The organism is Lentzea sp. NEAU-D7 (assembly GCF_026242055.1).
In the GTDB taxonomy this organism is placed as follows: domain Bacteria; phylum Actinomycetota; class Actinomycetes; order Mycobacteriales; family Pseudonocardiaceae; genus Lentzea.
In genome coordinates, this window is record NZ_JAPJDL010000015.1 from 133,054 (window position 1) to 144,838 (window position 11,785).

Annotated in this window: 9 protein-coding genes; 4 read left to right on the forward strand and 5 right to left on the reverse strand. The window is 68.9% G+C overall.

Annotated elements, in window-relative coordinates; genetic code table 11:
• Nucleotides 1-385: 385 nt before the first annotated feature.
• Genes ORI60_RS27950 through ORI60_RS27960 form a run of 3 tightly spaced genes read right to left on the reverse strand, consistent with a single transcriptional unit; the run spans nt 386 to nt 3,043 of the window.
• Nucleotides 386-709, reverse strand: coding sequence for an MGMT family protein (locus ORI60_RS27950; protein ID WP_266040975.1), 324 nt, complete (start codon nt 707-709; stop codon nt 386-388).
• A 13-nt stretch (nt 710-722) separates the two neighbouring features.
• Nucleotides 723-1,715, reverse strand: a complete 993-nt coding sequence (locus ORI60_RS27955; protein WP_266040976.1) for an alpha/beta hydrolase — start codon at nt 1,713-1,715, stop codon at nt 723-725.
• Between the two features lie 17 nt (nt 1,716-1,732).
• Nucleotides 1,733-3,043, reverse strand: coding sequence for a cytochrome P450 (locus tag ORI60_RS27960; protein WP_266040977.1), 1,311 nt, complete (start codon nt 3,041-3,043; stop codon nt 1,733-1,735).
• A gap of 179 nt (nt 3,044-3,222) precedes the next feature.
• On the opposite strand from ORI60_RS27960, the gene ORI60_RS27965 reads away from it, so the two are divergent.
• Entirely contained in the window at nt 3,223-4,041 is an 819-nt protein-coding gene (locus tag ORI60_RS27965; RefSeq protein ID WP_266040978.1) for an SAM-dependent methyltransferase, read from the forward strand.
• Nucleotides 4,042-4,215: 174 nt separating this feature from the next.
• The gene (locus ORI60_RS27970; protein WP_266040979.1) at nt 4,216-6,228 is read left to right on the forward strand and encodes a putative bifunctional diguanylate cyclase/phosphodiesterase; all 2,013 of its coding nucleotides are present in this window, start codon (nt 4,216-4,218) and stop codon (nt 6,226-6,228) included.
• On the opposite strand, the gene ORI60_RS27975 is transcribed toward ORI60_RS27970, so the two are convergent.
• Nucleotides 6,225-7,223 (reverse strand): alpha/beta fold hydrolase, encoded by a 999-nt coding sequence (locus ORI60_RS27975; protein WP_266040980.1) that lies wholly within the window; start codon nt 7,221-7,223, stop codon nt 6,225-6,227. The genes ORI60_RS27970 and ORI60_RS27975 overlap by 4 nt on opposite strands.
• A 17-nt stretch (nt 7,224-7,240) precedes the next feature.
• On the reverse strand, nt 7,241-8,554 hold the full coding sequence (locus ORI60_RS27980; protein ID WP_266040981.1) for a cytochrome P450: 1,314 nt from the start codon (nt 8,552-8,554) through the stop codon (nt 7,241-7,243).
• Between the two features lie 164 nt (nt 8,555-8,718).
• Here ORI60_RS27980 and ORI60_RS27985 point away from each other — a divergent pair, with 164 nt between their 5' ends.
• Together ORI60_RS27985 and ORI60_RS27990 are read left to right on the forward strand one after the other, a co-directional pair.
• Nucleotides 8,719-9,534 carry an SAM-dependent methyltransferase gene (locus ORI60_RS27985; protein WP_266040982.1) on the forward strand — a complete coding sequence of 272 codons (816 nt, stop codon included), beginning with the start codon at nt 8,719-8,721 and terminating at the stop codon, nt 9,532-9,534.
• Nucleotides 9,535-9,639: 105 nt separating this feature from the next.
• The gene (locus ORI60_RS27990; protein ID WP_266040983.1) at nt 9,640-11,760 is read left to right on the forward strand and encodes a putative bifunctional diguanylate cyclase/phosphodiesterase; all 2,121 of its coding nucleotides are present in this window, start codon (nt 9,640-9,642) and stop codon (nt 11,758-11,760) included.
• Nucleotides 11,761-11,785: the final 25 nt, after the last annotated feature.

The following is an 11,785-nucleotide window of genomic DNA, read 5'->3' on the forward strand; positions in this document are numbered from 1 at the left end:
TTTCGTTGACCTGTTCCCGTTCCAGCGGGGTGGGTCGCGTTCCTGGCGTTCGGTCGCCTTGCGAGGGTGGTCCGTCAGGCAGTGACGGAACTGCGCGGGGTTGCGATTGGGGCTTGACCTCGAGCCTCTGGCGGGATGCTTAGACGGCCGGAAAAGGCCGGGCTGGAAAGCGCCCGGCCGTGCCCGTGAGGGGAGCATCCCGCCCACTCAAGGTAAAGCCCCAATCGCCTTGAAGGGCCCGAACCGCTACCCGGCGGCGCCAGGTTCAGACGGCTCGCTGCGCATCGCCACACCAGGACTCGTACGTGGTCACCTTGCGACAGCGAACGCGTTCATGCGGGCGGTCATCCGGCGCGTGCTGTGTGACGGTCGCGTTTGGCGGCCGTCACCAAAGTCCGGGTACCTCGTCGGCCTCCTTGCGGGCGTCCTCCCAGCGGTACTCCCGCAGGTTCACCTTGCCGTCGAGGTTCGGCACACCCTCCTCGTGCAGCATCTGGAGCTGGGTGTCGCGGAGGTGCGGCGCGCAGGTGCCGTCGGCCTTGAGGACCCGCTGCCACGGCAGGTCGTTGCCGTCCTCGTTGAGGACGCGGCCGACCAGCCGTGGCGACGGGGCCTTCGCGAGATCTGCGATGTCGCCGTAGGTGGCGACTCGTCCGCGCGGGATGGCCTTGATGAACTCGCGGACTCGCTCGTGGATCTCTTCGTCCATGCGCCGAGTCTAGCTAGATGGTCTTCGCCCACTGGGCCACGGCGGCGTGGTAGTCCGGGGCGTTCGGGGCGTAGTTGATGGAGTGGCCGTAGCCGTTGAGGATGTAGGTGTCCAGGCGCGGGACCGCGGGGAAGAACGGGGCCTCGTCCGCCTTCAGCGCGGCGGCGGAGGAGCAGTCGCTGCCCATCAGCGGGACGCCGGAGCTGCAGAAGTGGGTGTCGTTGCCGACGACGATGAAGACCGGGACGGTGATCCTGCTCGAGATCGGGATGACGACCGTGTTGAGCAGGATGGTGTCCACGGCCTCGGTGGCGGCGAAGACGTCCTTGGTGGCCTCGTCGAACGAGATCGAGCCCGGGACCAGCGGACCCGGTGCGTGGAACGCGTCGTAGCGGGTGTTCGGCATCGTGGTGAGGTAGCCGAGGTCCAGGCCCGCCGGGACCATGTTGGCGAGCACGGGGACGACGGTTATGTAGTTCATCTTGTGCGTGAAGCCCGTGACCAGCACGCCGTCCACGTCGTGGTGGGTGCCCGCCTCGATCATCGCCATCGCCGAGCCGATCGAGTGGCCCGCGACGATCACCTTGCTGAAGCGGGGCTTCAGGGTCGTGATGACCTGGTGGACCGCGCTGGCCTGGGTCGAGGCGGTGACCAGGGCGCTCAGCGGCTTGGAGCTCTTGCCCGTGCCCAGGCGGTCCAGCGCGAGCGTGGCGAAGCCCGCCTTGTTCTGCGCCTGGGTGAACGAGTGGGTCGACGGCTCGTAGCCGACGTCCCAGTACGTCCTGTCGTAGGTGCCGCCCGGGATCAGGACCTGCACGGTCGTCGCGCCCGCGGGGACGCACAACCTGCCCGCCATGGTCTCCTGCGAGGTGACCAGCGGGGTCAGGCCGATGCGCACGGGATAGGCGACGTCCTGGCACGCCGCGGTGGCGGCGGAGGCAGGCGGCGGGGCTAACAGGGTTCCGGTGGCGAGCAGCGCGATGGCGCACAGCCGGCGGAAACGCATGGGGGAACTACCTCCAACTAGTTGCGGGGGACGGCCCTCATGAGCAGGCCGTTCGGGTACGGCGCGGAGGTGAACTTCACGCGCGCCGGACGGGTCGGGACGAGACGCCACCGCGCCGCGATGGTCGCGAGCGTGATGACGATCTCGGTCTGGGCGAAGGTGTTGCCGAGGCACTGGCGGTTGCCGCCGCCGAACGGGATGAACGCGCCGCGCGGCAGGCCGGCGGTGAACTCGGGCGTCCAGCGGTCGGGCCAGAAGCGTTCCGGAGACGGGAAGTAGCGCTCGTCGTGGTGCAGCGCGTGCGGGCTGATGATCACCTCGGCGCCGGCGGGCAGTGAGACCTCGCCCAGCTGGACCTCGGTCAGCGTCCGCCGCATCACGAACCAGACCGGGTACTTCCGCAGTGTTTCCTGCACGATCCGCGTGGTGTAGGTCAGCGACCCGACGTCGGCGAACGTCACCGGCCGGTCGCCCACGACCGAGTCGACCTCGGCGTGCAGCCGGCGTTCGACCTCCGGATCGCTGCCCACCTCGTAGAGCGCCCAGGCCAGCGCGATCGCCGTGGTCTCGATGCCCGCGGTGAGCAGGGTCAGGACCTCGTCGTAGGTCTGCTGGTCCGTCATGCCGACGCCGTCCTCCTGCACCAGCAGCAGCATGGACAGGACGTCGCCGTTGTCGGTGCCGTCCGCGCGCCAGCTCTCGATCACCTTCAGCACAACGGCTTTCATGCGCGCGATGGCCGCGTCGAACTCCCGGTTGCCCGGCAGCGGGAGCTTCTCCACGAACGACGGGGAGAGCGCGCGGATCATGCCCTGCTGGATGACCGTGAAGATGGACCGGCGGACCTCCTGGACCGCGCGCTTGCCGATCTCCGTCGAGAAGAGCGTCTCGCCGACGATGGTGACCGCGAGCTCCTGCATGTCGTCCTCGACGACGCGGATCTCGCCGGGGCGCCACCGCGCAGCCAGCGCAGCAGCAGCACGAGCCATCGTCGAGGCATACGCTTCAATCCGTTCCCGATGGAATGCCGGTTGCATCATCCGGCGCTGACGCAGGTGGTACTCGCCGTTCGACAGCAGCAGCCCCGTGCCCAGGTACGGCTGGAACTTGTCGAACATGGCGCCCTTGCGGAACTTCGATCCTTGCGACACAAGCACTTCGTGAGTCAGCGAAGGACTCGTGACGAAGTGCGCGTGCAGCGGGCCGAGGTCGAGACGCACGACGTCGCCGTGTTCGTGCAGCGCGTCGGTGAACTTGGCGCGCTGCACGATCATCGACGGGGTGTGCCCGAGCAACGGCCAGCGGTGGGGAGCCACCGGGACGGGCATTCGGACTCCTGTGGAGTTGGGCCGAATGGGGATGGACCACCCTAGGAGCCGTTTGGGGGAAGACGACAGTGCCTGAACGGGTGGTTCGGCGTCACTCTGATGGTTCAGTGCGCGTGGCGCTCGGGTGACTAAGCTCGTGCCTCTTCCCCGAACCGCCACGAACCGAAGAGGTGTTCCCCGTGGCAGAGCCCCAGAGCTGGGTGCCGCTCGGCATCGACACGAACGTGCCGAGCATGGCCCGCGTCTACGACTACATCCTCGGCGGCGCCCACAACTTCGCCGCCGACCGGCAGGTCGGATCGCAGATCGAGAAGCTGGTGCCAGGCCTGCCCAGCGTCGCCAGACTCAACCGCCGGTTCCTCGGTCGCGCGGTGAACTTCCTGATGGACCAGGGAATTCGCCAGTTCCTCGACATCGGTTCCGGCATCCCGACCGTCGCGAACGTGCACGAGGTCGCCCAGGAACGCGACCCGGCCGCGCGTGTCGTCTACGTCGACAAGGACCCCGTCGCCGTCGCGCACAGTCAACTGATGTTGTCCGACAACAAAAACGCCGCCATCGTGCAGGCCGACATGCGCGACCCCGAGGTCGTGCTGTCGAGTCCCGAGGTCAAAAGGCTGCTGCGCCTCGACGAACCGGTCGGGCTGCTGATGCTGCTCATGATGCACTGGGTGCCCGACGAGGACAGCCCGGACAAGCTCGTCGCCCACTACCGCGACGCGCTGCCCGCCGGCAGCTTCCTGGTGATGACGCACGTGGCCGAGGACCAGATCGACGACACCGTCGGCCAGGCCGCCGAGGTCGTCAACCGCAGCAGGAGCGCCGACCAGATGCACATGCGCAACCACGCGCAGGTCAGTGCGTTGTTCGACGGGTTTTCCCTGGTGGAGCCCGGTCTCGTCGGGTGCGGGGAGTGGCGCCCGGACGGACCCGGCGACTTCGCCGACGAGGCGTCCATGAACATGTTCTTGTACGCTGGGGTCGGTCGTAAGGACTGAAACCACGCTGTAGTGTCGGAGGATCACACGGTTGGCGCAACGGGCGCCGACTGCCGGTGGGTAAACTGCCGGGCACTCTCCAACCCATACAGGGCAACGGGAATGACGAAACCGAGCCGAAGACCCGATGCCGTTCCACGCGAGGACACCGCCGCCGTCCGTGCGCGAGAAGCCTTGTCGCGCAAGTGGAGCTACCTGCTCAGCAGCGTTGTCGTAGTCGCGCTGAGCCGAGACGAGCTGGACGCCGAACTGGGCGCTCAGCTCGACGCATTGTGCGCGGCGCTGCACAGCGAACCGTTCGACCCTGCTCCGTTCGAGGAGGTGGGCGAACGGCTCGTCGCTCTCGGCTACGTCAACGAGCCCGGGCTCAAGCGCACGGTCGACGTGCTCGGCAAGGGCCTGCTGACGCTGGAGGAGTTCAGTTCCAGCGACCAGCACACCGTTCGCGTCGTCGGCGGGATCGGCGCGCTGACGTGCGGCTTCACCGCGGCGCGGGCACGCGCGATCCTGGACCAGCAGGAGAGCATGCAGCGCTCGCTGCTCAAGGCCGCCCACGACGCGCAGCGGGACCAGCGGCACAGCGAGGCGAAGTTCGAGGGCATCGCGTCCTCGTCCACCAACGGCATCCTGATCGTCGGGCTCGACGGCCGCCTCGCCTGGGGCAACGAGTCGATCAGCGTGATCATCGGACGTCAGCCCGAGCCGGGCACCCGTCTCGTCGAGCTCATCGCGCCGAACTCGATCGTGGTGTTCCGCGAGATGATGGAACGGGTCCTGTCCGAGCGCGGCGAGTTCGAGCGGGAACCGATGCAGCTCGTGCGCGGTGACGGCGAGTTCGCCAAGGTGACGCTCACGGCGTCACTGCTGCGCGACGACGACGGCAAGGCGAGCCACGTCCTCGTGATGGCGGACGACGACACGGAACTTGCTTTGTTGCAAGGAGAACTGCGCAGGCAGTCGCTGCACGACGTGCTGACCGGGCTGCCGAACAGGCAGTTCTTCACCACCCACCTCGAAACCGTGCTGCGCAGGGCCGACCCCGAGTTCGGCGTCACCATCTTCCACCTCGACCTCGACGCGTTCGGCCTGGTGTGCAACAGCCTCGGCGCACGGGTCGGCGAGCACCTGCTCCAGCACGTCGCGCGCAGGCTGCGGGCCGTGATGTCGAACGAGAACGCCATGGTCGCGCGGTTCGACGGCGACGAGTTCGGCATCGTCGTGGAGAACACGGCGCTCACACCGGACGTCGCGACCACGATGGCGACGATCAACGCAGACCTGGGCGAACCGACCTATGTGGACGACCACGGTCTCGCCGTGTCGGTGAGCGCGGGCGTCGTGCACAGGCCGTCGCCCGACGTCGACCCGGTCGAGCTGCTCCGCACGGCCGACCTGGCGCTGCGGCAGGCCAAGCGCGACCGCCGCGGGCAGTGGGAGTTGTTCCACACCAACGAGGACGCGGCCGGGCGCCGTGACGCGGCGCTGGCCGTGGTGATGCCGGGAGCGTGGGAGCAGGGCGACATCGGCGTCGTCTACCGGCCCGTCCACGACCTGGCGACCGGCGGTCTGGCCGGCGTCGAGGCCCTGCTGCACTGGGACCTGTCCGACCGCTGCGCCGCACTCGCGGACGAGAGCGGGCTCATCCTGCCGATGGGCGAGTGGCTGATCAGGATCGCCGCCGGCCAGGCGCAGTGGTGGCGCCAGCGCGGCGAGCTCGACCAGCAGTTCGGCGTGCGGCTCACGCACCACCAGTCGACCGACGCGGACCTGGTGTCACGGGTGTCGAAGGTGCTGGAGGAGACCGGGATGCCGGGCGCCAGGCTGACGCTGAGCATGCCGGTCGGCGTGCTGGGCGTGGCCGACGCGGCGGACAACCTCGGCACGCTCGCGGACATGGGCGTCCGGATCGCCATCGACGACTTCGGGCTCGGTCCGCGTGACCTGGCCTGGCTCTCGGCACTGCAGGTGGTGTCCGTGCTGGTGCCGAAGGACCTGGTGCACAGGCAGGATCCCCGCTCCGCCACGTTGATCCCGGCCGTGCACGACCTGGGCGTGAACCTCTGCGTGGACGGGATCGAGACCGCCGAGCAGGAGGCGTGGTGGCGTGAAGCGGGCGCCGACCTCGCGATCGGCGCCCACTACGGCTCCCCGCTGGACGCGGGCGAGTTCCTGCGGAAGCTGGGCTAGACGCCGCGCTGCCAGGCGATGACGGCCGAGTGGTAGCTGGTGGCCGCCTTGGTGTCGAAGTTGAAGACGTGCCCGTAGCCGTTGACGACGAAGCCGTCGACCCGCGGCGCCCTGGGGTAGAACGGTTTCTCGGAGGCGGCCAGTGCCTGGGCCGAGGAGCAGTCGGCGCCGAGCGGCGGCGTTCCGCAGAAGTAGTCGGCCGAGGTCTGGACGGTCATCACCGGCACGTCGATGAGGGCGCTCACCGGCAGCACGAGGTTCGACATCAGCGCCGTGGTGACGAACTCGCCCGCCGACACGACGTCCTTCGTGGCCTCGTCGAGGTCGATCACGCTGGGGACGTTCGGGCCGGGCGCGTGGAACATGTCGTAGCGGGTGCCCGGCGCCGTCGTCAGGTAGCCGACGTCGAGGCCGCGCAGGCTCAGCTTCGGGTCGACCAGCGCGGGGATCAGGTTCGTCAGCGCGGGTACGGCCCTGACGTAGTCCCACTGGTGCGTCATGCCGGTGACCAGGACGCCGTCGACGTCGCGGTACCTGCCCGCCTCGGCCATCGCGATGGCCGAGCCGATCGAGTGCCCGCCGACGAGCACCTTGGCGAACCGGGGCTTCAGGCTCTGGACGACCTGGTGCACCGCCTCGGCCTGGTTGGGCACGTCGACGAGGATGCTCAGCGGCTTCGTGCTCCTGCCGGAGCCGATCCGGTCGACGGCCATGGTGGCGATGCCCGCGCTGTTCATCGCGCGCGTGACCGAACGGGTCTCGCCTTCCACCGGGATGTCCCAGTAGCCGCTGGTGTACGTGCCACCGGGGATGAGGACCTGGACCGTCTTCGCTCCCTGCGGGACGCACAGCCTGCCGTACATCGTCTGCCTGATGAGGCCGAACTGAACGGGCGTGTACACGTCCTGGCAGTTCGTCGCGGCGGCGCTGGCCGGCGTGGGATCCGGTACGAGGGCAGCGAGCAGCACGGCGGCGCAGAGCCGACGGAAACGCATGGGGGAACAACCTCCAGCTAGCGGGGGACGACCTTCATCATCAGGTCGTGGGGGTAGGCCGCGTTCGTGAACGTGGTGCGCACGGGCCGGTCGGGGACCAGCCGGTAGCGCGCGCAGACCGTGGCCACCACGATGGCGATCTCGGTCAGCGCGAAGTGGTTTCCGATGCACTGGTGGATGCCGCCGCCGAACGGCACGAACGCGCCCTTCGGCAGCTGCTTGGCGCGTCCGGGGGCCCAGCGGTCGGGGTCGAAGCGCTCGGGGTCCGGGAAGTTCGCGGGGTCGTGGTGCATCGTGTGCGGGCTGAGGATCACCTCGGTGCCCGCGGGCAGGACGGCGCCGCCGAGCTCGACCTCCACGGCCGTGCGGCGCATGACGAGCCAGAGCGGGTACTTCCGCAGGACCTCGTTCGCCACCTGGCCGACGTAGGTCAGCTCCGGCACGTCGTCGACGGTGACCGGACGGCCGGCCAGCACCTCGTCGACCTCCGCCACGACCCGCCGTTCCACCTCGGGGTTGGCGGCGATCTCGTGGAAGATCCAGGCCAGCGCCAGCGCGGTCGTCTCGATCCCCGCCGTCAGCAGCGTGATGACCTCGTCGAAGACCTGCTCGTCGGTCATGGGTTCGCCGGTCTCGGCGTCCCTGGCCATCAGCAACGTCGACAGCAGGTCGCCGTGGTCGGTCTCGTCGTCACGACGGCTGTCGATCACCTCGTGCACGATCGCGCGCATCCGGGCGATGGCCTCGTCGAACTCGCGGTTGGCCGGGATGGGCAGCTTCTCGACGAACCCCGGTGAGAGGGCGCGCAGGATCCCGTTCCTGATGATCACGAAGACGGACCGGCGTGCCTCGGCGATGGCCTTCTTGCCGATCTCGGTGGAGAAGAGCGCCTCACCGACGATCGTGACGGCGAGGCCCTGCATGTCGGCCTCCAGCTGCCGCACCTCGCCGGGCCGCCAGCCGTCCAGCAGGTCGAGCGTCGCGCGGAGCATGGTGTTCGCGTAACCGGCGATCCGGTCGCGGTGGAACGCGGGCTGCATCATGCGGCGCTGGCGCAGGTGGAACGCTCCGCTCGACACCGCGAGCCCGTTGCCGACGAACGGCCGGAACTTGTCGTACATCCGGCCTTTGTGGAACTTCGGCGCATCGGTGACCAGCACCTGGTGCGTCAGCTTCGGGCTGGCGACGAAATAGGTGCGCATCGGCCCGAGGTGTACTTCGACCAGATCACCCTGGCCACGTAAATTCCCGGTGAATGCGAATCTTTTCCTGAGCATAGGCAACGAATGCCCGAGAAATGGCATCCTTCCGGGTGCCACCGGGACGGACATCATCGCTCCTAGTGAGGCGGAAAGAGATCGAGCCACCCTATGAGTCGTTCGGTCGAGAGTGACAGTGCCCGATCGGGTGGAGTGCGTTCACACTTGCGGCGTAGTCGCTAGCGCTTTGTGCGTGTCTAAGCTAGTGCGTCCGCAACCTGAAGAGGTGGGTAGTCGTGTCCGACGTGCAGAACTGGGTTCCGCAGAGCGTGGATGTTTCCGTGCCGAGCGCGGCGCGCGTCTACGACTACCTGCTGGGGGGTGCGCACAACTTCGCGGTCGACCGCCTGATGGGCGACAAGGCCGAGCAGATGATGCCGAACTCCCGCAACGCGGCCAGGCTCAACAGGGCCTTCCTGCGCCGCGCGGTGCGCTTCATGACCGACCAGGGCGTGCGCCAGTTCCTGGACATCGGCTCGGGCATCCCGACCGTGGCCAACGTGCACGAGGTCGCGCAGGAGGAAGACCCGTCGTGCCGCGTCGTGTACGTGGACCGCGATCCCGTCGCCGTCGCGCACGGTGAGCTGATCGTCGCCGGCAACGACCGCGTCGGCGTGCTGCAGGCCGACATGCGCGACCCGGACAGCATCCTGGACAGCGGCGAGGTGAAGCGGCTGCTCGACTTCGACCAGCCCATCGGCCTGCTGATGCTGTTCATGGTGCACTGGGTGCCCGACGAGGCCGACCCGCAGAGCCTGCTCAAGCGCTACCGCGAGGCGTTGCCCAGCGGGAGCTACCTCGCGATCTCGCACATGGCCGGCGACCACGTGAACGACGACGCCCGGTCGGTCACCGACAGGATGGCCAAGGCGGGCGGCGGCGACGTCGCCTATCGTGACCGCGCCGAGGTCGAGGCGTTCTTCGGTGATTTCGAACTCGTCGAGCCCGGACTCGTCAAATTCGCCGAATGGCGACCCTCCGGTCCCGGTGACGTCTCGGATGATCCGGCGGTGAACAGGATCGCCTTCGCCGGGGTCGGCCGGAAGCCGTAGCGATTACCGATGGTGTGATGCCGATTCACGCGACCGGTTGAGGCGGGGCCGACTCTGCGTGGGTAAACTGCCGGACCTCAGAGCCATTGCGAGGCGGCCACCAGAATGACCAACCCGAGCCGAATACCAGACGTACCGCCTTCGCCCCAGGACAATGCGAAGGCGCGGAAGACGCTCGCCCGCAAATGGTCGTACCGCCTGCTCGGAGCAGTCGCGATTCCCCTGGGCCGAGACGATCTCGACGAGGAACTGGGCATCCGGCTCGACGAGTTGTGCTCGATGCTGCACGAGGAACCGTTCGCGACCGCCTCGGTCGAGGCGGTCGGCGCGGACCTCGCGACGCTGGGACATCTGGGCCGGCTCGGGCTGAGGTGCACCACCGAGGTCCTCGGCAGGGGTCTGCTCGCGCTGCCGGAGTTCCAGCCCGTCGAGCGGTACGCGGAACGGATCGCGCTCGCGATGGGCGCGCTCGGCGCCGGGTTCACCGCGGCGAACGCGGAGTCCGTGCTGGCGCAGCAGGAGAGCATGCAGCGGTCGTTGCTCAAGGCGGTCCGCGACGCGAACTGGAACCTCAGGGAGAGCCAGGCCCGCTTCGACGAGGTCGTCACGTCGTCCACCAACGGCGTGCTGATCGTCGACCTCGAGGGCCGGCTGCTCCAGGTGAACGCCGCCACCGGTCAGATCCTCGGCCGCACGTCGGACGAGCTCACCGGCACGCCGCTGCTCGACCTGGTCGAGCCCACCTTCACCGAGATCCTGCGCGACGCGATGACCGACCTCGCCGCCGGCACCATCGACCGCTTCCGGCAGTCGCAGCGGTTGCTGCGCGAGGACGGCGACTCCGCGCCGGTGACGCTGGCCGCGTCGCTGCTGCGCGGTGCCGACGACAAGCCCATGCACTTCGTCGTCGTGATCGAGGACGGCACCGAGCTGGCGCTGCTGCAGAACGAGCTCAAGCGGCAGTCGCTGCACGACGTGCTGACCGGGCTGCCGAACCGCCAGTTCTTCACCACCCAGCTGGAGATCGCGCTGCGCAAGGCCGATCCCGAGTACGGCATCACCGTCTTCCACCTCGACCTCGACGCGTTCGGGATGCTGCGCGACAGCTTCGGCGGCCGGGTCGTCGAGCGGTACCTGCAGCACGTCACCGGCCGGCTGAAGACGTTGCTGGCGGGGGAGAAGGTCATGATCGCCCGGTTCGGCGGCGACGAGTTCGGCGTCCTGCTGGAGAACTCGGCGACGACTCCGGGCATCGACGCGATCATGAGGGGCATCAACGACGACCTGATGCTCGAACCGACCTTCGTGGACGGTCACGGTGTGTCGGCGTCGATGAGCGCGGGCGTCGTGCACCGGCCAGGCCCCGGCGAGGAACCGGTCGACGTGCTGCGCTCGGCGGAACGGTCGTTGCGGCGCGCCAAGAAGGGCAGGCGCGGGCAGTGGGAGCTGTACCACGCCGGTCAGGACGCCGAGGAGCTCCGGGACGACGCGCTGGCCGTGGAGATGCCGGCCGCGTGGGAGAACGGCGAGATCACCGTGCGGTACCGGCCGGTCGTGCGGCTCGCGGACGGCGCGGTCAGCGGTGTCGAGGCGGAGTTCCACTGGGACAGCCCGGAGTCCGGCGTGCAGTCCCACGACCGGTGCGCGTACCTGGCCGAGCAGACCGGCCTGATCCTGCCGCTCGGCGGATGGCTGCTGAAGGTCGCCGGCGGCCAGTCGGCGTGGTGGCGGCAGCGCGGGCAGTCGGACAGGACGCTGGCCGTGCGGCTCACCGCGCACCAGTCGTCCGACGCGGACCTGGTCTCGCGGGTCGTGGAGGTGCTCGACGAGATCGGCGTGCCCGCCGACAAGCTGATGATCAGCATGCCCGGCGGCGTGCTGGCCGTGGCCGACGCGGCGGACAACCTGGCCGTGCTGGCCCGCATGGGCGTGCTGACCGCGATCGACGACTTCGGGATGGGGCCGCTGGACTTCGGTCTGCTCGCGTCCGACCTGCCGGTGCGGGCGGTGCGGGTGGCGCCCGGCCTGGTGACGAGCCGCTCCCCGTACGTGGCGGCGCTGCTGCCGTTGTTGCGGGAGCGGGGTGTGGCGGTCGCCGTGGAGGGGATCGACAGCGCCGAGCAGGCCGAGTGGTGGCGCGCGGCCGGAGCGGACTTCGCGACCGGCGACCACTTCGGGGTGGCGCGGGAGCCGGGCGAGTTCCTGGAGACGCTGGAACCCCGGTGACCGGACGGGGTCGGGGTCACGTCCG

What these genes read in the sequence shown, in the direction of transcription:
- ORI60_RS27950 (WP_266040975.1), bottom strand. Translation starts at nt 709, where the DNA reads ATGGACGAAGAGATCCACGAGCGAGTCCGCGAGTTCATCAAGGCCATC.
- ORI60_RS27955 (WP_266040976.1), bottom strand. Translation starts at nt 1,715, where the DNA reads ATGCGTTTCCGCCGGCTGTGCGCCATCGCGCTGCTCGCCACCGGAACC.
- ORI60_RS27975 (WP_266040980.1), bottom strand. Translation starts at nt 7,223, where the DNA reads ATGCGTTTCCGTCGGCTCTGCGCCGCCGTGCTGCTCGCTGCCCTCGTA.
- ORI60_RS27980 (WP_266040981.1), bottom strand. Translation starts at nt 8,554, where the DNA reads ATGTCCGTCCCGGTGGCACCCGGAAGGATGCCATTTCTCGGGCATTCG.
- ORI60_RS27990 (WP_266040983.1), top strand. Translation starts at nt 9,640, where the DNA reads ATGACCAACCCGAGCCGAATACCAGACGTACCGCCTTCGCCCCAGGAC.
- ORI60_RS27960 (WP_266040977.1), bottom strand. Translation starts at nt 3,043, where the DNA reads ATGCCCGTCCCGGTGGCTCCCCACCGCTGGCCGTTGCTCGGGCACACC.